Source organism: Butyricicoccus sp. AM05-1 (assembly GCF_003474415.1).
In the GTDB taxonomy this organism is placed as follows: domain Bacteria; phylum Bacillota; class Clostridia; order Oscillospirales; family Butyricicoccaceae; genus Agathobaculum; species Agathobaculum butyriciproducens.
In genome coordinates this window covers 129,821-153,639 of record NZ_QUDG01000004.1, presented here as the reverse complement: position 1 = coordinate 153,639, position 23,819 = coordinate 129,821, and the positions used below count along the sequence as shown (strand labels likewise).

Sequence of the window (23,819 nt, the reverse complement as noted above, 5' to 3'; positions counted from 1 at the left end):
TTCATTTGTCTACTTCCAGGGTCCGTACTCACGGTGATCACTCTCCTTTAATATGGATTTCATTTAAGGCAATACCGCATAATTGAACAAGAGCGATTTGCGAATAAATTTTGCGTACTGATGAGGCGCGGTTTCGCAGCAATACTTGCCGTATTGCAAGAAATCGCAACAAAATCAGAATACAAAATTTCCGCAAAGCGCCGCTGCTTTAATTGTGCGGTGTTGCCTTAAAATTAACCTTCCCATACCTGACAAAACAGCCCTGTTACGGGCTGTTTTGAATAGCTATCAGTTAGATTATCGGTTGTCCTTATCGAAGATGCGCATCAGAACATCAAATGCAGCATCATCAGAGCCAACATCGGACGACGGCTTGGAAGCGGTTGCGCGAGCCGGCTTCTTGTCAGCCGCTGCGGTAGCAGCCTCGGTGAACAGGCCGGTGGAGCCGGAAGCCTTGTCCTTATTGCCGTCCATGCTCATCTTTGCGGAGTTCGGAACATTGTCGAAACCGGTTGCGATTACAACAACGCGGATCTCGTCGTCCATGTTCTCGTCGATGAATGCACCGAAGATGATGTGTGCATCCGGATGAGCCGCCTGCTGAACCATGGTAGCTGCGGTCTCAACCTCGTCGAGACCGATATCATCAGAGCCGATAACGGAAACGATAACGCCGTGTGCCATGTCGATCGAGGTCTCGAGCAGCGGGCTGGAAATTGCCTCGCGTGCAGCCTCTGCAGCCTTGTCCTTGCCTGCAGCGGAGCCGGTGCCGATGTGAGCAAAGCCTGCGTCCTTCATGACGGAGGTAACGTCCGCGAAGTCCAGGTTGATGAAGCCCGGAACGGTGATCAGCTCGGAAATGTTCTTAACTGCCTGACGCAGAACGCCGTCAGCAATCTCGAATGCGTTCTTGAAGGTGATCTTCTGCTCGGATACATACTTCAGACGCTCGTTCGGGATGATAACGAGGGAGTCTACATTCTTGTTCAGCTCTTCGATGCCGCTCAGCGCCTGCTCAAGACGCTTCTTGCCCTCGAATGCGAACGGACGGGTAACAACGCCGACCGTCAGGATGCCCAGCTCACGAGCGATCTGTGCAACAACCGGAGCTGCACCGGTGCCGGTGCCGCCGCCCATGCCGGCGGTGATAAATACCATATTGGTGTTAGCGAGAGCCGCTGCGATCTGATCCTTGCTCTCCTCAGCAGCCTTGCGGCCGATCTCCGGATTTGCGCCTGCGCCCTGACCCTTGGTCAGCTTCTCGCCGATCTGGATCTTCGTGCTGGCCTGCGAATAATTCAGAGCCTGCATATCCGTGTTGATGGAAACGAACTCAACACCCTGTACACCGTTCTCGACCATGCGGTTTACAGCGTTGCCGCCGCCGCCGCCGACACCGATGACCTTAATGTTTACTACGTTATCCAAGCCCTGTTCAAACTCAAAACCCATTGTCGTTGTCCTCCGTTTTATGATAAAGAATCGTTCTTTGATTATCAATTACCGCGTTTGAGGGCACTTCGCCCCTATTGTTTTAATTTTACCTCGATTTATTCTATTTTGCAACAGGAATTAGCGAATTCCTCAAAAAAAACTTAATCTTTTCCGTGTCTTTCCCGCAAACCGGCGGGCGATACGGAAAAAGGCTGTATTTTTTCGCGTTTTCCCTTGTGTTTTCGGTTATTTTCGCCAGTATAGGCAGAAAAAACTCAGCCTTCGCCATCGTAGCTGTCGTCATAATAGCTGTCATCGTAATACGATTCGTCGTACGAATCGTCATAACTGCCGTCATCGTAGGAATCGTCATAGGACGAATCGTCCGAGTAATCCGAATCATCGGAATAATCCGAGTTATCCGAACTGTCCGAGCTGTCGCTGCTCGAATCGGTCGAGTCATCGCCGTTCGTATTGTCGGTCGTGCCGACTTCGCCGTCCGGATTGGTGTACGCCGGCGAGGTCACCGGATTGTCACCTGCCTGGTCGGTACCGGAGCGTGCTACATCCTCCGCCGTCTCCGGCACAAAGTGCAGACGGTTCTGCGCATCCCAGTACAGCCGCCCGATATCCGATGCCGAAAGGCGATCGCTGATAACGGTCTGTGCAAACCGAATACGGTACGTCAGATCGTCCAGTGCGCCTGCACGAATGTCGAATCGCTTGTCATAGCCGATGCGCACATCGGTCAGGTCGTTCAGATTGAGGAAGCTCATCTTTTCGAGCAGACCGGCAGCATCCATGTTCTCCAGCACGTTCAGCATGGCGTCAACGTGTGCATCCGTGCCGGTAGCAAGGAAATCCCCCATCTGCGCATTCAGTGTAACGCCGAGCACGATCGGCAGACCGCCGTCTGCGGCGTTGTTCTCGAGCACCTTGCCGCCCGCACTGATATAAGTGAACGTGTTATCCTCATTCCTCACAGCAGCCGCCGCTGTGCATTCGGTGACAGTCAGCACCAGTCCATCCGGCAGCTTGCGGCGCAGCTGTGCGCTTTCCAGATACGGGAAGCTGTGCATCAGGTCGGACAATACGCGGTTTTTGTTCCACAGATAGAGATTATCGCCCTTTTGAACATCCATACCGGCGATCAGCTCCTCCGAGCCGTACTGCTTGGCGCCTTCCACCGAAATGGTCTTAACCTTGAAGAACACGGTCATCGCCACCACGGCAGCCGCCAGCACAATACCGGTCAGCAGCACGCGTCCCAGCACACGAAAGATTTTCCTGCCGCGGCGCTGCTGCTCCATCCGGTCGGGCGTGTGCTTTTTTCGCCTTCTGCGTCTCATCACAGCATCCCTTCTTTGTTACTTCTTGCCATGGTTTTCGATTGCCCAGAGTATCTCCTGATAGATCTTCTCGCTTGCATCGTGCGCTGCCAGCTTTGTCGCGTCATGCCCCATCCGGTGCAGACGGTCGCGGTCGCTCAGCAGATCCTGAATCTCGTCGTACAGCACCTGCGGATTGGCGTCCTTCTCGAGCAGAACACGGCAGCCGCCCTCCTTTTCGAGGGCGCGCGCGTTCTTCTCCTGGTGATTCTCCGCCACATACGGAGACGGCACCAGCAGTGCCGGACGGCCGAGCATGCACAGCTCACCGAGAGTGGCCGCACCTGCGCGGCACACGATCAGGTCAGCCGCCGCCATGCGGTCGGCCATATCGTAGATGTACTCGGTCACTTCGATGTTTGGGTGTTCGTCAAAGTCGGCGCCTTGCTCCTTCGCCATTCTGGGCAGCCACTCACAGGCCGCCGCACCGGTTGCGTGAACATGGTGATAGGGCACGCCGTTTTTACATTCGAGCGCCAGCTCACCGGCCATGTGCTCGTTCATGTACTTTGCACCCATCGAGCCCCAGAAGGAGACGACCAGCTGGTCATCATCGGTCAGACCGAACTTCTCGCGTGCCTTTGCGCGATCTGCCGCCAGAATCTCACCGCGCACCGGCGCACCGGTCAGAATGATCTTATCTCCGCCGCCGAGCAGCTCCTTTGCCTGTTCAAAGCAGACGAGCACGCGGTCCGCGTCCTTTGCGAGCATCTGCGTTACCTTGCCGGGCAGCGCGTTGACCTCGAGCAGAACAGTCGGAATGCCGAGCTGCTGTGCTGCGCGTACCACCGCGAACGACGCATAGCCGCCGCAGCCGATCACGCAGTCCGGCTTGGCCTGTTTCAGCAGCTTCTTCGCCTTGCTGACCGCCGAGACAGCCAGCTTTGCCGCCTTCAGATTGTGCAGAATGCCCTTCGGGCTCATCGAGCGCGACATGCCGATGATCTCGATGGTGTCCAGCGGGTATCCCTCACGCGGGACCAGCTTATTTTCAATGCCGCGTGCCGAACCGGCAAAACGCACCGTCGTCTGCGGCTGCTTTTTTTCAAAATAGCGTGCAATGGCAAGACCCGGTGTAACGTGACCGCCCGTGCCGCCTCCCGTAATGTACAGTTTCAAAACTGAGTTCCCCTCTCCTGTTTGTTACTTTTCAAATGCAAGGTAGGATCACATGGTCCGGCAAAGCCTGTTTACCGGATCATGTGGTACTGCCTGACAGCAATATCACAGTCATCGAGGCTGTTTGTATGCTGCAAACAGCCTCGATTTGCATAAGGCAACACCGCACAATTAAAGCAGCGGCTTCTTGCGCAGGCTCCGGTCGCGCTGCCGCGGCGCTTTGCGAAAATTATGCGGTATTGCCATAACTTAATCCTGGTTTCTTCCGTCAATCCGCATATACCGCGATATATTGAGCAGGATGCCCATCTCGCCGAGCTGCAGCAGCAACGCTGTGCCGCCATAGCTGAAAAACGGCAGAGCCGCGCCGGTTACCGGCATGATGCCGGTGACAACGAACAGGTTCATCAGCGTCTGGATAGCCAGCTTGGCGGTGATACCGGTCGCCAGAAGACTGCCGAATTTATCCGGTGCATAGCGCGCCACACGGAATCCGCGGTAAATAAGGTACGCGAACAGCAGAATAACCAGCAGAGCGCCGATCAGACCCATCTCCTCGCACCAGGTGGCGAAGATGAAGTCGTTATGCGGCTCCGGCAGGTACAGCTGCTTCTGCAGGCCGTTGCCGAGTCCGCGTCCGAGCAGGCCGCCCGAGCCGATGGCAATCTGGCTCATCGAGCCTTGCAGACCTTTGTTCGCCATATCCGAAAACGGATTGAGCCAGACCTCAAAACGGTCTCGTACATGCTTAAACGCAACATAGAATGCCGCAACTACGCCTGCACCCAGTCCCAGAATCGGCGCAAAGTACCACAGGCGCATGCCGCCTGCCAGCAGGATGATAACGCCGATGCCGCAGATGATGATCATCGCTGAGGTATGTGGCTCCAGATACAGCAGACCGATGTACAGCGCCAGCAGCAGACCGTACGGCTGCACCATGGTCTTGACGCTGCGTACGCTCTTCGGGTCACGCGCCACCCAATAGGAAAAGCAGATGATGACGGTCAGCTTTGCGATCTCAGACGGTTGAAAGCCGAACAGCCAGCGGCGTGCATTATTGACCGATGTGCCGATGCCCGGTATCGCAACCAGAATCAGCAGCGCGACCGATATCCACATGATGATGTTGTGAATGCCCGCGTACATGCGGTACGGAATCTTGGAAAGGCCGATCATCGCCGCAAGACCGATCGCGGCGAAAATGCCCTGACGCATGATAAAGTATGTCGCGCTGCCCTTGTAGAACATCGCGTTGGTATAGCTTGCCGAGAACAGTGCGATCAGACCGGTGATCAGCAGCAGCAGCACCGAGAAGAACACACCGGTATCCCAGATGTGCGCCTTCATGCTGCGCATGCGTCTGCGCTTCGGCTTTGCGGTGCCGGTACGGTAACGCTCCTGCGGCACCGGCTCCCGCGAAGGACGCGCCGGTTTGCCGCTCGGCGCATTCCGCGGCATGGGACGGCGCGACGCCGGCCGGTACTGCGGATTCGTCTTTCCAGTTGTCGAAGCCATAGGGTTACCTCCGAATTACGAATTAGAACAGCGGTGCGAGTGCCACATGGTAGGCCAGCAGGCACAGCACAACCGTGATGCCGGTGAATACCAGCACGATTTTCTTCTCGCCCCAGCCGCACATTTCAAAGTGGTGGTGGATCGGCGCCATCTTGAACAGGCGCTTGCCGTGGGTCGCCTTGAAGTAGGTGACCTGCAGGATAACGGACAGCGTTTCGATGATGTAGATCAGGCCGACCAGCAGCAGGATGAGCGGCATTTCACATGCAAATGCCAGACCCGCAACCGCACCGCCGAGGAACAGCGAGCCGGTATCGCCCATGAACACCTTAGCCGGGTTGAAGTTATAGCGCAGGAAGCCCAGCAGCGCACCCGCGAGTGCCGCCGAAAAGATCACAACGCCCATGTCTCCGCGGCGGAAGCCGACGAACACGAAGAAGATGGCAACCGGCAGCGTAACGCTTGCTGCCAGACCGTCGATGCCGTCGGTCAGATTGACGGCGTTGTCCGCGCCGACGATAACGAACGCCGCGAACACGATATACAACGGCCACGGCCAGCTGAACGAAATGCCTGTGAACGGAATCCACAGCTGCGGCAGACCGCTCGACCCCAGGAACAGCACGAGGATGAACACGCCGGCAACCAGAATCTGGAGCACCAGCTTCTGCTTCGGGGTCAGACCTGCGTTTTCCTTTTTCTTGATCTTAGCGTAGTCATCGACCAGACCGACCGCACCGTAGGCCACGGCAAGGCCGAGCACCGCAAGCGACGAGACCGAAATCTCACCCATCACGATATTACCGATAATGACTGCCGCCGCGATACCGATAATAAACATAAAGCCGCCCATTGTCGGGATATTCTGTTTGTTCATGTGCCATTTCGGTCCGATTTCGAGAATCTTCTGACCGAATTTCATTTTTCGCAGATAATTGATGACCGCCGGACCGATAGCCAGCGTAATCACCAGTGCGATTGCGAAAACAAGCACAGCCTGTTTCATGCTTCAACTTCCTCCCCTAAAAACATTGCAAGTGCGCGTTCCATGCGCATGCCGCGGCTGCCCTTGAACAGCAGCGCGTCTCCCTTTTTCGCGTCCTCGCGCAGTGCCGCGACAAGTGCGGTCTGATCGTCGAACGCATACGCATGCTCCATGCCCTTCTCCCTTGCACCGGCTACCATGGCCGCTGCATCCGGACCGTAGGCGTACAGGGCGTCCGCGTACTGCGCCGCCGCACGACCGGCACGGCGATGACCTTCCTCGGCGTAATCGCCCAGCTCGAGCATCGAGCCGAGAACCGCAAACCGGCGGCCGTCCCCGGCCATGCCGCCAAGCACGGACAGCGTAGCCTCCATCGCATCCGGACTTGCGTTGTAGCAGTCCGCATAGATGTGGTAGCCATCCTGCTCATAGATGTTCTGGCGCATGCCGCTCGCCTGATAGCTGATAAGTCCCTGCGCGATCAGCGCGGGCGTTTCACCGAGCAGCAGACCGACAGCTGCCGCCGCCAGTGCATTGAGCACGTTATGCTTGCCCGGAATACTCAGCTTCGCGGTGAATTTCTCTCCGACCGGCAGGTGCGCCGCAGCAAGACCGTTATTTACTATATCAAATGTACCGTCGCTGTGCAAGTGTGCAATGAGATCGCAGTCGGAATTTTCGATGCCATATGTTACCACCTTGCAGCCGAGGCTGCCGCGTTTGTCCCACAGAAGCGGCTCATCGCCGCAGAGAACAGCCGTGCCGCCCTCCCGCAGACCCTCGAGGATCTCCAGCTTGGCCTTGCAGATGCCCTCACGCGAGCCGAGGAACTCAATATGCGAGGTGCCGATATTGGTGATAACCGCCAGATTCGGTCTGGCAGCCGCCGTCATGCGGGAAAGCTCACCGAAATGGTTCATGCCCATCTCGGCTACCAGCACTTCAGTATCCCTGGTCATACGCATGAGCGTCAGCGGCAGACCAATCTCATTATTCAGGTTGCCTTCTGTCTTCTGGGCGCGGAAGCCCTGCGAGAGAACAGCATACAGCAGCTCCTTGGTGGTGGTCTTGCCGACCGAGCCGGTCACGCCGACGACCTTGCCGCCGCACATCATGCGGTAGCCGCCCGCGAGGTCAAGCAGCGCCTGCGAGGTGTTCTCAACGTACAGCGCCGGCACCGGATACTCCTCATTCTCGCGGTGGCTCATCACGGCTGCCGCGCCGTTCTCGATGGCCTTGCCGATGAAGTCATGCGCGTCAAACCGCTCGCCCTTAATCGGCAGGAACAGCGCCTCCGGCGGAATCTGCCGCGAATCGGTCGTGACCGCCGTCAGAGCCGCCTCACCCTTTGCTTCGCCGTGTGTCCATGCCGCCGCCTGCGCTAATGTAAATCGTTCCATGCCGTTTCCCCCAGTTGGTTTTACTTTTGCTTTATTGAGCGTAGGGGCGCACAGTATGCGCCCGTCTGCCGCTCTTACTTATTGAAAAAATCCGCTACGATCTCGCGTTCATCCATGTGGTGCTTCACATGGTTTACTTCCTGATAGGTCTCATGTCCCTTGCCCATCAGCACGATGATATCGTCCTTCTGCGCGTGTGCAAGTGCCCAGTGGATCGCCTCCGGACGATCGACAATGACCTGCATCGGCGTATCCGAATCCTTCATGCCCTCGAGAATATCATCGATGATGGCCTTCGGCTCCTCGGTGCGCGGATTATCGCTCGTTACAACGCAGAAGTCCGCGAGATCCGCCGCAATTTTACCCATCTTCGGGCGCTTGGTACGGTCACGGTCGCCGCCGCAGCCGAACAGAGCAACAACACGACCCTTTGCAAAGCCGCGAACGGCCTTGAGCACGTTCTCCACGCCGTCCGGCGAGTGTGCGTAGTCGATGAGCACGGTGTAATCCGTATCGGTCGGCACGACCTCAACACGGCCCTTAACGCCGGTTGCGGTTGCCATGGACTTCGCCGCAGCCGCAAGCGGCATGCCGAGCTGCAGTACGATGCCGAGTGCGGTCAGTGCATTCTCGACCGAGAAATGACCCGGAATCGGCAGCTTGACATCTGCCTTTTCACCCTGATACTGTGCGGTGAACTCCACGCCGTCCGCGTGCAGCTGCAGGTCGGTCGCTTCGAGATCGGCCTCCGGCTTGCCGCAGGAGAACGTCATGCACGGGCACTTTGCGTCCGCGAGCATCTTCTCCGCCGCAGCATCATCCAGATTGATAACGCCCTTCTTGCTGATGGAGAACAGCAGCGCCTTTGCCTTGCGGTACTCCTCCATGGTCTTGTGGAAATCGAGGTGATCCTGCGTCAGATTGGTGAACGCGCCAACCGCAAACGGAATGCCGTGTACGCGGTCAAGCACCAGGGAGTGCGAGGAAACCTCCATGATCACATGCGTGCAGCCTGCGTCTCTCATGCGGGCAAACAGCGCGTGCAGCTCGTAGGATTCCGGCGTGGTGCGCTCGGTCTCGATCACTTCATCACCGATGAGGTTCTGGTTGGTGCCGATCAGACCCACCTTGTGACCTGCGTCCTCAAGCATGTGCTTGACGAGGTAGGTCGTGGTGGTCTTGCCGTTGGTGCCGGTCACGCCGAGCATGACCATGCTCTCCGCCGGATGACCGAAGCGGTTTGCCGCAATCTCAGCCAGCGCGATACGGGAATTCTCCACAACGACTGCGGGAACGCCCTCCGGCGCCTCCTCGCAGACAACGGCTGCCGCGCCCTGCTCCATCGCCTTGGCGATGTACTTGTGGCCGTCGGTCGCGTAGCCGCGAATGGCTACAAACAGGTCGCCCGGCTGTACCGCGCGGGAGTCGTAACGCACTTCCTTGATGTCAATATCCTGCGCGGCAGTGCTGTTTTTCACTGCTACATTCTTCAAAAGTTCCTGTAATTTCATAAGTTCCTCCTATCGGTCGTTGACCGTCGTTGTATCGGAAAATTCTACCGTGACAACCGCACCGAGGCTTACCTTGGTACCGGCCTCCGGACTCTGCTTGGTCGCGGTGGTATCGCCTGTGATCTGCGCGGACGAAACACCCTTCTGCTTGAGGTACAGACCGTACTCCTCCAGCGTATCGCGGCACTCATCCGGCGACATGCCGGACAGATCGGGCACTTCAACGGCCTCGGTCGGCTTTTCCTCGCCCATGTAGACGATAACCTTGCCGCTGGCCGCAATGCGCATGCCTGCACTCGGCACCTGATCGGTGACGGTATCGCCGTCGCCCTTGATGATGCAGTCAAAGCCTGCGTCGGACAGCGTGGAAATCGCATCGTCGCGCGTCTTGCCGGATACACTCGGCACGGTCAGCTCACGGCGGTCGCTCTCGCTGTCGTCATAGACCGGCGTAATGCCGATATACGGCAGCACATCCTCCATGATGCGGCCGACAACCGGAGCGGCGATCGTACCGCCGGTATGCGTTGCGGATTCCGGCAGGTCGTTGATGGCGACCAGAACCGCGATCTGCGGGTCGTCCATCGGCGCTACGCCGATGAAGGAGGCCGTGTAGCGGTCCTCGGTATCGAGCACCTTGCCGTCACTGTCGTATTCGGGCTGAATCTCGGAGGTCGCAGTCTTGCCGCCGACGCGGTAGCCGGGCACATACGCGTTCTTGCCGGTGCCGTTTGCGACAACCTGCTCCATCGCCCCGCGCATATAAGCGGAGGTATCCTCGGAAATGACCTGACGGACCACCTCGGTCTCATTCGTGGACTTGACCGATCCGTCTCCGCTCAGCACTTCCTTGACGACGTACGGCTTTTTCAGCTTACCGTCGTCCACGATCGCGCAGACCATGTTCAGCATCTGAATCGGCGTTACCGTGAAGCGCTGACCGAACGATGCGGTCGCCAGTGCGACTTCGTTCCAGTCACTGGCAACATCCAGCTTGTGGAACTGACCCTTGCCCTCACCCGGCAGGTCGATGCCGGTCGGCTCGGTCAGGCCGAACGCCTTGTAAAAGTTATAAAACCGATCCATGCCGACGCTCTGGGCAATCTGCATCATCGCTACGTTGCAGGAATTCATCAAGGCTTCGGTCAGCGTCTGCATGCCGTGGCCGCTTGTGTTTGCACACTTGATCTCCCAGTTCTCAACCTGCAGGGAGCCACCGCAGTAGTAGGTGTCCTCGGCATGGGTAGCACCCAGATCATACGCGGTGGAGACCGTCATCAGCTTGAAGGTGGAACCCGGCTCGTAGTTATCCGCGATAACCGGATTGCGCCACGTTTTCATCAGGATATTGACGCGGGCGCTGCCCAGCGCATCCACCAGATCAGAATTGTCATGAATCGCCTCCGGCAGATTGTCCAGACCGCCCTTCTCATACCAGGCATCCGGAATTTCGACCTTTACATTCTCTTCCTTGAGGATTTTCGCAACATTTTCCTTGAGTTCGTTGATATACTTATCGCTCGTCAGCTTGTAGGCATCGTTCGGATCAAAGTCCGGCAGGTTCGCCATGGCGAGCACCTCACCGGTCTTGACGTCCATGACGATGCCGGAAACGCCGTCTCGCGCCTCCGGATTGTCGGCAAGTGCGGTCTCGAGGTGCTTTTCCAGATAGTTCTGGATATCGCTGTCGATGGTCAACACCAGCGAGTTGCCGTCCGTCGCAGGGATATACTGCTGGGTCTCCGGCATAATGTCCTTGTTCTGCTGGTTCTGCACGCGCACCAGACGGCCCGCCGTGCCGGAAAGCTCGTCGTTATACTCGGATTCCAGGCCGTACGCGCCGTTGTTGTCGCTGCCGACGTATCCCAGAACCGCAGACAGGAAGGCGCCATGCTGATAGTACCGCTTGGTATCCGGCTCAGAGTAGACGCCGGTGCAGTCTGCCGCTTCGAGCTTCTCATCCAGTTCCTTGGATACGTCCTTATCGACCTTCTGCGCGATAATTTCGTACTGCGAGTTCGTCTTCCGGAGCTTCTCCATCACGGTATCGTAATCCACATCCAGCGTTTCGGACAGGATGGTCGCAAGCGTCTGCTGCTGACTTTCCGCCGTGATGCCCTTCTTGACCTTGCTCTCGTCCACAACGGCCTTCGGATCGACCGTAATGCGCTCTACAGCGGCGGATTCAGCCAGAACCTGCATGTTCGCATCGTAGATCTTGCCGCGGTTGGGCGTGATGAACGTGTCGCGCGTCTGCAGCGCTGTCGCCTGCTGCACATAGAAATCGTGATTGAATACCTGCATATACAGCAGCCGCACGCCTACCAGCCCGAAACCGATCAGTGCAAACAGCACGGTCAGTCCGCGGATACGCGTGCGCATTTGATGGTTGGGTCCCTTAACTGCCATTTAGTCAGCCTCCATATTGTTCCTGAAAAAGCGTAAGGAGTCAGAAGTTATCCACCTCTCACTCCCCTGTACGCATTGTATTCAACTGCTTATCGGATATATTCCACAAGTGCGGAAAAGCGCGCTGCCAGTGCGCTCCACAGACCGTGCAGCGTCATGCTGTCGTCTGCAACGGTGACAAGATCTGGATTGGTCAGCTCCACATATTCGATCTGCGAATTGTCCATCTTGACCATTCCGAGCGTGTCCGTGGCGTACTGCTCTACCTCATCCATGTTCATGCTGTTCATCTGCTTGGTCGTCAGAGAAACATTCTCCGACTGCAGCTCGCTGAGCAGGTCGCTCTGCTCACTCGCTTCCGCGGTAAGCTGGGTCAGCTGCATCTGGCAGAACAGGATAAACGCCGCCGTGATCGCCACCAGAAAAATGCACGGATACACGCCCTGCATCACAGCAGGCTTGCGGCGGTGCTTCTTTTTCTTGACCGGCGCTGCCGCTACCTGCAGATGGCGTTTCGGCTGTACCTCACGCTGCGCAGGAACCTGATCTTCATATTTTCTTGCCGCGTTGTTCCTGCCAGAAGCCATCTTGCGCTTTCCTTTCTTTTGAATTTGCTTTTTCGGTTTAGATTTTTTCACAAACCCGGAGCTTCGCGCTTCGGGCGCGCGGATTCTCCTCAATTTCCCTTTCATCCGGCAGGATCGGCTTGCGCGGCGTCAGCCGAACCTTCGGCTTTTTGCCGCAGATGCATACCGGAAAGTCCTTCGGACAGGTGCAGCCCTGTGCCGCCTGCTGAAAAGCCGCCTTGACGATGCGGTCCTCCAGGCTGTGGAAGGTGATGACTGCCAGTCTGCCACCCGGATTGAGACAGTCGATGGCTTTTTCCATTGCTTCCCGCACCGCGCCCAGCTCATCGTTTACCGCAATGCGGATCGCCTGAAAGCTGCGCTTCGCCGGATGCTGCTTTTCTCGCAGCGCTTTCGCGGGCATGGCGCCCTTGATCACACGGACCAGCTCCAGCGTGGTCTGGATCGGCTTGTCTGCGCGTTCGCGCTCGATCGCCGCTGCGATCAGCGGTGCGTAGCGCTCCTCGCCGTACTCAAACAGAATGCGGCGGATCTCCTCGCGGCTCCAGCCGTTTACCACATCATACGCGGTCAGCTTCTGCTGCCGATCCATGCGCATATCGAGCGGCGCATCCTGCATATAGGAAAAACCGCGTTCGGCATGATCCAGCTGCGGAGAGGAAACGCCGAGGTCGAACAGAATGCCGTCCGCACCTGCAAGTCCCTGCCCTTCGAGCACCTTGTCGATATCGCGGAAGTCGCTCTTGACCGGTGTGACACGCTGCCATACATCCTTGAGGCGGTCCTTCGCGTTTTCGAGTGCTTCGTCATCTCTGTCAATACAGATCAAACGGCCGGTATCATGCAAACGCTCCGCAATGCGGAGCGAGTGACCGGCGCCGCCGGTCGTGGCGTCCACATAAACGCCGTCCGGCTTGATCTGCAGAGCCTCAAGGCAAGGCTCAAGCAAAATGGATACATGATGAAATTCCATAGTTCCCTGCCCTTTTGTTAAAAATCAATATCTTCTACGTCCGCGGCAACAACTTCCGCGTCGATCTCGTCATTGTAAGCGCGCCACTTGTCGCTGTTCCAGATTTCCGCGTGGTCGAGCTGACCGATCACGGTAACATCCTTCTGCAGCTCCGCAAAGGTACGCAGGTTTGCGGGAATGAGGATGCGGCCCTGTGCGTCGAGCTGTGCATCGAACGCATTAGCGAAGTAGTAGCGCTTGACGCGTCTTGCCTTTTCGCCGTTGCCGAGCGTGCGGATCTTGTCCTCCAGACGCTTCCATTCCGCTTCCGGATAAACGGACAGACAGCCATCGAGGCCCTTGGTGACCGTGAAGTGCTCGCCGAGCTCCTCGCGCAGCTTGGCCGGCATTGCCAGACGACCCTTAGCGTCTATGGAATGCTTGTATTCGCCCTTCACTCATTCACACCTGCCCTTCCGCTTTGGTGGAATTTGTGACACTTTACCCCACATCTCTCCACCTTGATTTTATTATAGCGGTACGGAGAATAGATTGCAAGATATTTTTTGCATTATTGCACGAAAAATTCGGGCGTTTTTCTTGCAAATTTTATAGTTTTCGCAATTTTTGCGAACAGTTGTTCGATTGTATTCGTGTGCGGTGTTTTCCTGCATTTTACTGTGAAGTGGAGAGTTATCCCAAAGTTTATCCACAGAGTGTGTATTTTTGTGCAATTTCAGCCGGACATTTTTCAGCCCGGTGGCGCAAAGTGGGTGTGAGGTTCTCTTTTTCGGCGTTGGTGGTGAGGAGTGGGTGAGGGGGTGGTGCAGACAAGGTGACGGCTGTTATCAAATAAAATTCGCAGGTGCCGTCCGCAACAACGCGTAAGCGAATTGTGCGGCACTGTCATGCCGCACCCAGCGTAGAGTTGCCGATATGTGTAGTAGTACGGTATCTGACACTGCAAACAGGTCTCGACATGGGAGCACACTGTGCTCCCCTACGGCAGAAAAAATCCTCTACCGTTCCCCCATAGTCTCAGTTCTCTGGCAGGCAGACGCTAAGAGGAAACGGGGTGATTCACAAGAGAGGTGGAAACCTTAGGTGTCCATCCCTCTTGTGCCCCTGCCGGGCAGGCAAGTTCCGTTCGCTTCGCAAGCGACAAATTTCCGTTGTGCCGGTACCGCAAAGAACACGAAAAAGCAGCCACCCGAAGGTGACTGCCTGCATTTTGGTTTTACTTTGCGATGCTTTTGAAGCGCTGGCGTGCCTTGCGGACCTCCTCCAGACCGAGAGCCACTGCCTCCTCGGTACGCTTGAGGGTATCCTCGCAGTACTCATTTGCCACGCGGCGCAGCTCACGAGCCTGAATCTCGGCGTTGCCCTGTACTTCCTTGGCCTTGCGGCGTGCCGCTACGACGATCTCGGTCTCGGAGACCATCTGACGTGCATCCTCCTCAGCCTGACGGCGAATCGCCTCAGCCTCGCGCTTGCCGGATGCCAGCATCTCACTGCGCTTTGCAACAATTTCCTGTGCCTGCTGCAGATCGTTCGGCAGAGCCTCACGCAGCTCGTCCAGCATATCCAGCATGTGGTCACGCTCTACGATGCACTTCTCGCCTGCCAACGGAATGCCCTTTGCGTCCTGCACCATATCATACATGCGGTTAATGAGTTCCTCTAAAGTTGCCATTTTACTCTCCCTTTCTAATTCGGCGCACAATGTCCTGCATAATCCCCTCGGGAACAAAATCGGCGACACCGCCGCCGTGTACCGCAATATCCTTCACGATCGAGGAAGAGAGGTACATATATTCCGCACTTGTCATCAAAAACACGGTATCCAGCTCAGGATTGAGCTTGCGGTTGGCAAGTGCCATTTGGAATTCGTATTCAAAATCCGAAACCGCACGCAGACCCTTTACGATGACGCATGCGTTTTTCTGCTTGGCGTAGTCTGCCAGCAGGCCGCCGAAGGATTCCACCTCGACGTTCGGCAGGTCAGCCGTTGTCCGCTTTAAGAATCCCACACGTTCCTCGGCGGAAAAAACGGGTTTTTTGTTCTGGTTGTGCATTACCGCAACGATCAGCCGGTCAAACATGACCGACGCACGGCGGATGATATCCAGATGTCCCAGTGTAACAGGGTCAAAGCTGCCCGGATAAATCGCAATTTTCATTTATTTCATTCCGTTTCGCCACTCTGCCGCTGCAGAATGGTAATCATGGTAGCGCCGTAGCGGCGTTCCCGCACGACTGCGAAGCCGTGGGAGAATCTGTCCTCTACTGCACTTTCGCATATTATTATACCATTTACAGAGAGAATGTCAAACGTTTCTATCTGTTTCAGCGCATTTTCTAAGATCACGCCGCCGTACGGAGGATCCAGAAAGATCACGTCGTACCGTTCCCTGCCTGCTTTGGAAACAAATTCCGCTGCCTCCGTGCGGTGGAGCGCCGCCTTCCCCTTCACACGCGCACTTTCAACGTTTTTGCTCACGATGCCGTAAGCTGCCTTGTTGTGCTCGACAAAATCGCAGTGAGCAGCGCCGCGCGAAAGCGCCTCAATGCCAAGCTGACCGGTGCCCGCAAACAGGTCGAGCACCTCGGCACCGCGCACATGATCCTGTATCAGATTGAATACGTTTTCTTTTACCCGATCGGTGGTCGGGCGGGTGTTCATGCCGGGCACCGGCTGCAGCTTGCAGCCGCGTGCAGTTCCGGATACAACTCTCATGGTAGCCTCCTGCTGAAATTTTTTAACAATAACATCACTCTATCGTGTAGGGCGGGATGAGAGCACCCCGCCCTATGGAAACCCAGATACATCATGCGGTTTCGTAATATTTATGAATCCTGATGAAAAAATTCGTAAACGCTCTGCGCGGCATTCCTCGGCAGAATCCTTGCCAGCTCCTGCTCGGACGCCTGCCGGATATTCTCAATGCTGCCGAAGTGCTTGAGCAGGTCGGTTCTGCGCTTATTGCCCACGCCCGGGATTTTATCCAGTGTGGAGCCGCGCACCTTTTTGCCGCCCAGCTTGCGGTTATACTCGATGGCGAACCGGTGGACCTCCTCCTGCATACGGCCGATGAGCGCAAACAGCGCCGGAGTCGCCGAGATGCCGAACTCACGGCCGTCCGGTGCAACGAGGGCACGGGTACGGTGGCGATCATCCTTGACCATGCCGAAGCACGGGACAGACAGCCCGAACGAATCGAGCACCTCCTTGCAGACATGCACATGACCCAGACCGCCGTCGATCATGAACGCGTTCGGCAGCGGCGCAAACTTCTCGTCGCCGTCCACATAGCGCTGCACGCGGCGCGTGAGCATTTCACGCATGGAGGCATAGTCATCCTGTCCGTTGGCAGCACACGCGATCTTAAACTTGCGGTAGTCGCTCTTTTTCGGCTGACCCTCGACAAACACGATCATCGAGCCGACCGTATCCTGTCCGGCGAAGTTGGAAATGTCGTAGGCTTCCAGCCGGAGCGGCAGTGCCGCCATACCGGTGACATTCTGCAGCAGCTCAAGCGATTTATGCCGCCGCTCGGACTGCTTCTCGCGGCGTTCGATCTCCTCGAAGGCGTTTTTCTCCGCGAGGCGGGTCAGCACCCGGCGTTCGCCGCGCTGCGGCACGGCAAGCTCCACCTTGCGCTCTGCGATGGACGAAAGGTATTCGCCGACGGCGTCCTGCTCCTCGATTTCATGCGAGAGCAGAACGGTTTTCGCCACCGCATTGCGCTGTGCATAATACTGCTTGATGAACGAGGAAAGCACCTCGGCAGGGTCGCTCTCGGTGACGTGGAAGAACGTGTATTCCTTATCCTGCAGCGTGCCGCCGCTGTAATGCAGCACGCAGACACACGCGCGGGTCTGTCCCTGCACAAAGGCGATAACATCCAGCTCTGCGAACGCACCCGCAACAACATGCTGCCTGGTGCCCAGCTTCTGGATGGCACGCAGACGGTCGCGCAGGACGGCGGCACGCTCGAACTGCAGTTCCTCGGCGGCTTCGTTCATCTTCTCGGTCAGCTCACGCTCGAGTTTTTTTGCGTCGCCCTCGAACAGCGAGATCGCCTGTTCTATCAGCGCGTGATACTCCTCCGGACTGACCTTGCCGGTGCACGGCGCGCAGCAGCGGCCGAGGTGCAGATTCAGGCACGGACGGTCCTTGCCGATGTCCCGCGGAAAGGAACGCGCACAGCTTTTCAGGTGCAGTGCTTCACCAATCGTATCAATCGCTCGTCTTGCGGCGCCGCGGCCCATGTACGGACCGAAGTACCGCGCTCCGTCATGTACAGGCTTGGAGACAATTTTGAAATCCGGGTAGGGCAGCGTAGTGTCCAGCCGCACATAGGGATAGCCTTTGTCGTCCTTGAGCAGAATGTTGTACTTCGGCTTGTACTTCTTTATCATCGAGTTCTCGAGCACAAGCGCTTCAAACTCGCTGTCGGTGACGATGATATCGAAGTCGTCGATATGGCTGACCAGCTGGCGCGTCTTGGCGTTCAGCCGTTCGGGCGGCTGAAAGTAGTTGGACACGCGGTTGCGGAGCAGCTTGGCCTTGCCAACGTAAATCACCTTGCCGGTCTTATCCTTGTGCATGTAAACGCCGGGCTGCATGGGCAGCTTGCGCACGCGCTCCTTCAGCTGTTCTCTTGTCATGCGAACTGCCCTCCTTCCCTCAATCGTCATTTGCAAAAATAAAAGCGCCGATCAAAACAACCGGCGCTTTTCCCTCAGGACGCGATAACTTAGTCAGTAAAATTGGATGTGATAAGCTCAACCAGTGCGGAAACAGCCTCTTCCTCATCCGGGCCATCAGCGATCAGGTTGATGGTAGTGCCCTTGGTGATACCCAGGGACAGAATGCCGAGCAGGCTCTTTGCGTTTACGCGGCGCTCTTCCTTCTCTACCAGGATGGTAGACTTGAACTCATTTGCCTTCTGAATGAAAAAAGTTGCCGGGCGGGCATATAAGCCTACCTGATTGGTAACCTGTACCTCTTTTGAATACATATCTGCATCGCTCCTATTTCTTCAAATCCGTTGTATATAGTCTATCGCTTTTTTGCATTTTCGTCAAGGATTATTTCCATATGTGTCCTTTGCTTTTTAGATGAATTTTTCAAAAAACGTACTAATTTATAGGGCATTATGCCCTATTCACCGGTTTTTGATTCCTGAAACAGGTATTTTTAGGGCAATACCACATAATTCATTAAAAGAAATCTATGCGTAAACTGTGCGGGATTTCCTCAACGCAATTCGACGATCGTTACGCCCTGCTCTCCTTCGCCGTAAACACCGCTGCGGACGCTCTTGACGCGCTTGTTTTTCCGCAGATGCTGCTGCACAGCCGTGCGAAGCACGCCGGTTCCCTTGCCGTGGATGACCGTGACAGACGGCAGTCCGGCCATGATGGCGCGCGACAGGAAGTTGTCCACCTCAAAGAGAGCCTCCTCGGCGCTCATGCCGCGCACATCAACCTCGCTTTCCGCCGAGCGGATGTTAAGTTCTCTGCGCGGAGCGTCACGCCGCGGCTGCGGCTTGGGCTTGGGCGCGTTCTTCTTCTCCTCGACGAGGCGCAGCTCGTTCTCCTTGACCGTCATCTTCATCGGGCCGGCCTGCACCTGCACGCTGCCGTCCCTGTCCGCCGGAGCGAGCACGGTCGCAATGACGCCGCCGACGTTGAGCAGGCGCACGCGGTCGCCCTTCTGCACCGAACGAATCTCGTCAGCCTCGACAACGCGCTTCTGGATGCCGCGGCGCTGTTCGTTCTCGGTTTGGGTGATGACACCGCGCAGCGCCGCCTTGGCTGCCGCGAGGTTCTGGTCGGCGTTCTTCTTCTGCGCCTTCTTTTTGAGCGTTTCCAGCTCGTCAAACACGGTTTCCGCCGTCATGCGGGCATTTTTGAGGATGTTGTCCGCCTGTCCGCGGGCGCTCTCCATCATCTTGTCCACACGATCCTCGGCGGCATCGCGCTCGGCACGCATCTTGTCGCGCTCGGACTGCGCAGCAGAGCGCATGCGCTGCGCTTCTTCCTTCATCTGCTCGACGCGGCGGCGTTCGCGCTCCAGTTCCGCCAGAACGTCCTCGAAGCGGGCGTCCTCGGTGGAGACCTGCTCCTTCGCCCGCTCGATGATGGTCGGCTGCAGACCCAGACGAGCCGCAATCGCGAACGCATTCGACTTGCCCGGAATGCCGGTCAGCAAACGGTAGGTCGGCTGCAGGGATTTGACGTCAAACTCACAGGAGGCGTTCTCTACGCCGTCCGTGGTCAGCGCAAAGGTTTTCAGCTCGGCGTAGTGGGTGGTGGCGGCAACGCACGCGCCCATCTGGCGGGCATAGCCGATGACAGCGACAGCCAGCGCCGCGCCCTCAACCGGGTCGGTACCCGCACCCAATTCGTCGAACAGCACGAGGTCGCCCTGCCCGCAGCAGTCCATGATGGACACGATGGTCTTCATGTGCGCGGAGAACGTGGACAGGCTCTGCTCGATGCTCTGCTCGTCACCGATATCGGCGTAAACATGCTCAAACAGGCCGATTTCCGACTGCTCGTTCGCCGGAATATGCAGGCCGCTGGCAGCCATGAGCGACAGCAGACCGAGGGTTTTGAGCGAAACCGTCTTGCCGCCGGTGTTCGGGCCGGTGATGACGAGCGTGTCGTAATCATAACCGATGGCGATGTCGATAGGCACCGCCTTGTCCTTATCGAGCAGCGGATGGCGCGCGCGAAGCAGCTTGCAGCGACTGCCGTCCTCGACCAGTACGGGCGCACAGGCGTTCATGTCGAACGACAGCTTGGCACGCGCAAAGATGAAGTCCAGCGTGGTCAGCGCATCGTAGTCCTGCTCGATGGCGCCCTTGTACATGGACACGCGCGACGACAGCTCCGCGAGGATGCGTTCGATCTCGTTTTCCTCTCGGCCTTCGAGCACCTTGATCTGGTTGTTGATCTCCACGACCTGCTGCGGCTCGACGAACACGGTCGCGCCGGTGGACGAGGTATCATGCACCAGACCGGGCACATCGCCGCGGTGCTCCACCTTGACCGGCACAACGAAGCGGCCGTTTCGCTGGGTGATGATGTTCTCCTGCAAATACTTGGAGCGCTCGCCCGAGATCATGCGGTTGAGTGTTTCGCGCACCTTGCCGGACACGCGGCGCAGCTCACGGCGGATGCTCAGCAGCTCGGGAGACGCACCGTCCGCGATCTCCTCCTCGGAGATGATGGCGGTCGTGATGGATTCCTCCAGGTCGCGGTTTCCGGAGAGCAGACCGAAAACAGGCGTGAGCGTGGTCTTGGTTTCGTGCTCGGCATCGTACAGCAGGGCACGGCGCGCGGTCTGCAGCAGACTTGCCACAGCCAGCAGCTCGCGCGGGTTGAGCGTGCCGCCGCGGTCCGCGCGGGACAGGATCGCGCCTACCTCTCGGATGCCGCCAAAGGCAGGACTGCCCTGACGAACCATCAGGTCCTTCGCGTCCGTGGTCTGCTGCAGCCACAGCTCGGCCTGCTCGTGGTCGTCCAGCGGACGCAGCGCGCGGCATTTCTCCTTCGCCGCCTGCGATGCCGCCTGTCCGGCCAGTTTTTCCAATATTTCGTAGTATTCCAGTGTTTTAAGGGATTTTTCGCCTAATTTGTTCATTTCAAACTCCCGTAAAATCTTCTTGTTGTTTATTCGCTTTCGCAGGATGCGCCGAGGTCGTCGCACCCTACGATATAGCTGTGCATTATCTTATAACTGCGTTTACCCCATCCAAACCAGCACCGCCATGACCGCCAGCGACACGATGACAAGCACCATATTCCCGCGCCAGATGCGCAGCAGCGCCGCACCGGTCTCGCCGCTTTCCTCGGCGGTGTACTGCCACTGTTCTCTCCGACCGGGGTTCCAGAACCAGATAAAGCCGAACTCGGCGGCAATGCGCTGATAGTCCTCATTCGGCAGATTGGCCTTGCAGTCGTTCAGAAAGCACCGTCCCAGCCACAGCATATATCCGATGGCGCACAGTACACCGAGCAGCAGCGCAAGCATTTTTACGCTCGGTATGAGCCAGAACAAGGCAATCACACAGACGTCTGTAAGAATCAGGTTTTTGGTTACCTTCCACATGGAAACTGCTTTGCGATCCATACCGCTGCTCCTTTCTCGGGATAGGTTTGCATATCTGATGATAGATCGTGCAGGCTCATCACTTCTACACTCTTTTACACAGTTATTTTATCGGCACCTGCAGCGATTGATAAAACTGCAGACTTTCGAACCCGCGTCCGAGGTGGTACTTGACATATTCCTCCGCCATATTGCAGAACTGCTCTCTGGCGGGTCCGTTGAGCGCGAACGCATAGACCTTGTTCGGCTCGGCTGTCAGCACATGAAGCATCGCCCGCAGGGTACTGTCCACAAGCTGTGCATAACCGCCGACTCTCCCCGCACACTTTGCGTCCGCGGCTGTGCCCGCCCGAACGGAAAAGCACACCGGCGGGTTCTCTATCACCTCGCCGCACACGCCGCATGAGGTTAAATCCGGTGCGTAGCCGCTCTCAGCCATAATGCGCCACTCGAAAGCTGCCTTGACAAGCTCGGGGTCGCGTTTGCCGCCCTCGAGTGCGTATAGCGCGTACAGCAGCAGACGGCACAGTGCCGGATTGTCAAAATCCGGCACAGTCAGAGCGGTTGTCAGCTCGTTTAAGTAGCACGACAGCGCGTACCTCTCAATATCGCCTGCCAGCGCGAAAAACGAGTGTACCAGGTCGGCGTCCCGCAGGGTGTACCTGCCGCCGCGGTCGGACAGGATGAACTCCGAGTAGCACAGCTGCCGTGCCGCCGGATTCTGCTTTTTGCCGCGCCGCGCGTTCTTGCACAGGATTTCAATCCTGCGGCCGTCCTCGGTCAGTGCAGTCAGATAGCGGTCAAAGTCACCGAAATCCACCTCGCGCAGACCGAGTGCCCGCAGCTTGACCTCGGCCATTTACTGATCCTCGTAGCCGAAGTTGCGCATCTGGTACTGGTTGTTGCGCCAGCCCTCCTTGACCTTGACCCACAGCTCAAGGAATACCTTGGCATCCAGCATGCGCTCGATGTCCGCGCGCGCCTGCTGGCCGATTTCTTTCAGCATCGCGCCGCGCTTGCCGATGATAATGCCCTTGTGGCTGGCCTTCTCGCAGTAGATCACCGCGTTGATCTCCACCAGACCGTCCTCGCGCTCGTTCCAGCGCTCAATGCCGACGGCTACACCGTGCGGAACCTCGCGGTCGAGCAGGCGCAGCATCTTCTCGCGGATAATTTCAGCGACAAGCTGACGCTCCGGCTGATCGGATACCATGTCCTCCGGGAACAGCTGCGGGCCTTCAATGGCGTATTTGTCGATTTCGGTGAGCAGCTCCTCTACACCCTCGCCGGTGCGTGCCGAGATGGGCACAACCGCATCGAACTCATGCACCGCCGCATAGGTCGCGATAACGGCCAGCAGCTCCTCCTTTTTGATGGTGTCGATCTTATTGATGACGAGGATTGCCGGCATGTGATGCTGCTTGATCTGTGCAATCAGGCTTTCCTCGGCCGGGCCGATGTTCGGGATAGGCTCTACCACCAGAACGGCAACGTCCACCTCGGAAACCGTGTCCGTCACCACCTTGCACATGTAGTCGCCCAGACGGGAGCGTGGCTTGTGCAGACCCGGGGTGTCCAGCAGAACATACTGCGTTTCACCGCGGCTGAGTACGCCCGTAATGCGCGTGCGCGTGGTCTGCGGCTTGCTCGATACGATAGCCACCTTCTGGCCGACCAGCTTGTTTGTCAGCGTGGATTTGCCCACGTTCGGCCGTCCTACAACGGATACGACCGCAGTTTTTGTAATCTTGCTCATTATTTATCTCCAGTACAGTAATTGAGAATTGAGAATGGAAAATTGAAAATGTCGCTATGCTTGCGCGAGTTCCATCCGCGCTGCGACGAGCTATCCTTGCGCGAGTTCCGTCCGCGCTGCGACGAGCTATCCTTGCGCGAATTCTCCATTTTCCATTCTCCATTATTATTGAATTCTTCCAAAATGAAAAACGAACCAAACCGCAAACGGCACGGTGACCACAACCGCCATGCCGAGCCACAGCCTGTACCACAAAAATTTGATGGCTGCCGCAAGCACGCCGTTTCCGATAAAGATGCACGCGCCGACCGCGACGCACGCTGCCGCGCACACAAACACGCCTGCCGCCGCGATATCCTTCGCGTTGCGTACCATGCCGTCATACCCGCTCGCCTGCTTGTCGCACAGGCGCTCGATGGCGGTATTCAGCAGCTCCGCGCCCATGGTAAGGCCGAAGCAGATACACAGGATGGCCGCTTCGGTCATGCTCACGCCGCCGAACACGCCGAACAGGATGACGTAGAACGCCGCCGTCATGTGCACGCGGAAGTTGCGCTCGTCATGGATGCACAGCCGCAGGCCGCGGAACGCGTGCAAAAAGCTCTCGCTCAGTTTTCGGATATTCTTTTTCATGG

At 57.2% G+C, this 23,819-nt stretch carries 21 protein-coding genes; all 21 read right to left on the bottom strand.

Going from position 1 to position 23,819, the window contains the following annotated elements:
- Nucleotides 1–297: 297 nt before the first annotated feature.
- The gene (gene ftsZ / locus DW088_RS08000; protein WP_118360333.1) at nt 298–1,452 is read right to left on the bottom strand and encodes a cell division protein FtsZ; all 1,155 of its coding nucleotides are present in this window, start codon (nt 1,450–1,452) and stop codon (nt 298–300) included.
- A gap of 257 nt (nt 1,453–1,709) precedes the next feature.
- A complete protein-coding gene (locus DW088_RS07995; RefSeq protein WP_118360332.1) occupies nt 1,710–2,783 on the bottom strand; it encodes a cell division protein FtsQ/DivIB in 1,074 nt (357 codons plus the stop codon).
- Nucleotides 2,784–2,801: 18 nt separating this feature from the next.
- A complete protein-coding gene (gene murG / locus DW088_RS07990) occupies nt 2,802–3,941 on the bottom strand; it encodes an undecaprenyldiphospho-muramoylpentapeptide beta-N-acetylglucosaminyltransferase (RefSeq protein ID WP_118360331.1) in 1,140 nt (379 codons plus the stop codon).
- 249 nt (nt 3,942–4,190) lie between these two features.
- Nucleotides 4,191–5,459 carry an FtsW/RodA/SpoVE family cell cycle protein gene (locus DW088_RS07985; RefSeq protein ID WP_118360330.1) on the bottom strand — a complete coding sequence of 423 codons (1,269 nt, stop codon included), beginning with the start codon at nt 5,457–5,459 and terminating at the stop codon, nt 4,191–4,193.
- Nucleotides 5,460–5,481: 22 nt separating this feature from the next.
- Nucleotides 5,482–6,465 (bottom strand): phospho-N-acetylmuramoyl-pentapeptide-transferase, encoded by a 984-nt coding sequence (gene mraY, locus DW088_RS07980; RefSeq protein ID WP_110436336.1) that lies wholly within the window; start codon nt 6,463–6,465, stop codon nt 5,482–5,484.
- Nucleotides 6,462–7,844, bottom strand: a complete 1,383-nt coding sequence (locus DW088_RS07975; protein WP_118360329.1) for a UDP-N-acetylmuramoyl-tripeptide--D-alanyl-D-alanine ligase — start codon at nt 7,842–7,844, stop codon at nt 6,462–6,464. Before DW088_RS07975 ends, mraY begins: the two co-directional genes overlap by 4 nt.
- 74 nt (nt 7,845–7,918) lie before the next feature.
- On the bottom strand, nt 7,919–9,355 hold the full coding sequence (locus DW088_RS07970) for a UDP-N-acetylmuramoyl-L-alanyl-D-glutamate--2,6-diaminopimelate ligase (RefSeq protein ID WP_118360328.1): 1,437 nt from the start codon (nt 9,353–9,355) through the stop codon (nt 7,919–7,921).
- A 9-nt stretch (nt 9,356–9,364) separates the two neighbouring features.
- On the bottom strand, nt 9,365–11,764 hold the full coding sequence (locus tag DW088_RS07965; protein WP_118360327.1) for a penicillin-binding transpeptidase domain-containing protein: 2,400 nt from the start codon (nt 11,762–11,764) through the stop codon (nt 9,365–9,367).
- A gap of 89 nt (nt 11,765–11,853) precedes the next feature.
- Complete coding sequence (locus DW088_RS07960; protein ID WP_118360326.1) at nt 11,854–12,351, bottom strand: cell division protein FtsL; 498 nt, start codon at nt 12,349–12,351, stop codon at nt 11,854–11,856.
- 37 nt (nt 12,352–12,388) lie between these two features.
- Nucleotides 12,389–13,324 (bottom strand): 16S rRNA (cytosine(1402)-N(4))-methyltransferase RsmH, encoded by a 936-nt coding sequence (gene rsmH, locus DW088_RS07955; RefSeq protein ID WP_118360325.1) that lies wholly within the window; start codon nt 13,322–13,324, stop codon nt 12,389–12,391.
- A 17-nt stretch (nt 13,325–13,341) separates the two neighbouring features.
- The gene (mraZ, locus tag DW088_RS07950) at nt 13,342–13,761 is read right to left on the bottom strand and encodes a division/cell wall cluster transcriptional repressor MraZ (protein ID WP_227600590.1); all 420 of its coding nucleotides are present in this window, start codon (nt 13,759–13,761) and stop codon (nt 13,342–13,344) included.
- A 779-nt stretch (nt 13,762–14,540) separates the two neighbouring features.
- A complete protein-coding gene (locus DW088_RS07945; protein ID WP_110436330.1) occupies nt 14,541–14,996 on the bottom strand; it encodes a hypothetical protein in 456 nt (151 codons plus the stop codon).
- Between the two features lies 1 nt (nt 14,997).
- Nucleotides 14,998–15,483 carry a pantetheine-phosphate adenylyltransferase gene (gene coaD / locus DW088_RS07940; protein WP_118360324.1) on the bottom strand — a complete coding sequence of 162 codons (486 nt, stop codon included), beginning with the start codon at nt 15,481–15,483 and terminating at the stop codon, nt 14,998–15,000.
- Between the two features lie 5 nt (nt 15,484–15,488).
- Nucleotides 15,489–16,040: a 16S rRNA (guanine(966)-N(2))-methyltransferase RsmD gene (gene rsmD, locus DW088_RS07935; RefSeq protein ID WP_118360323.1), complete on the bottom strand. Its 552-nt coding sequence runs from the start codon at nt 16,038–16,040 to the stop codon at nt 15,489–15,491.
- Nucleotides 16,041–16,150: 110 nt separating this feature from the next.
- Nucleotides 16,151–17,974: an excinuclease ABC subunit UvrC gene (gene uvrC, locus DW088_RS07930; RefSeq protein ID WP_118360322.1), complete on the bottom strand. Its 1,824-nt coding sequence runs from the start codon at nt 17,972–17,974 to the stop codon at nt 16,151–16,153.
- An 89-nt stretch (nt 17,975–18,063) separates the two neighbouring features.
- Nucleotides 18,064–18,327, bottom strand: a complete 264-nt coding sequence (locus DW088_RS07925) for an HPr family phosphocarrier protein (protein WP_107632189.1) — start codon at nt 18,325–18,327, stop codon at nt 18,064–18,066.
- A gap of 239 nt (nt 18,328–18,566) precedes the next feature.
- The gene (locus DW088_RS07920; RefSeq protein WP_118360321.1) at nt 18,567–20,960 is read right to left on the bottom strand and encodes an endonuclease MutS2; all 2,394 of its coding nucleotides are present in this window, start codon (nt 20,958–20,960) and stop codon (nt 18,567–18,569) included.
- 102 nt (nt 20,961–21,062) lie between these two features.
- Complete coding sequence (locus DW088_RS07915; RefSeq protein ID WP_118360320.1) at nt 21,063–21,449, bottom strand: hypothetical protein; 387 nt, start codon at nt 21,447–21,449, stop codon at nt 21,063–21,065.
- Nucleotides 21,450–21,531: 82 nt separating this feature from the next.
- A complete protein-coding gene (gene recO / locus DW088_RS07910) occupies nt 21,532–22,287 on the bottom strand; it encodes a DNA repair protein RecO (protein WP_118360319.1) in 756 nt (251 codons plus the stop codon).
- Nucleotides 22,288–23,184, bottom strand: coding sequence for a GTPase Era (gene era, locus DW088_RS07905; RefSeq protein ID WP_117750930.1), 897 nt, complete (start codon nt 23,182–23,184; stop codon nt 22,288–22,290).
- A 165-nt stretch (nt 23,185–23,349) separates the two neighbouring features.
- Nucleotides 23,350–23,817, bottom strand: coding sequence for a diacylglycerol kinase family protein (locus DW088_RS07900; RefSeq protein ID WP_110436322.1), 468 nt, complete (start codon nt 23,815–23,817; stop codon nt 23,350–23,352).
- Nucleotides 23,818–23,819 lie beyond the last annotated feature (2 nt).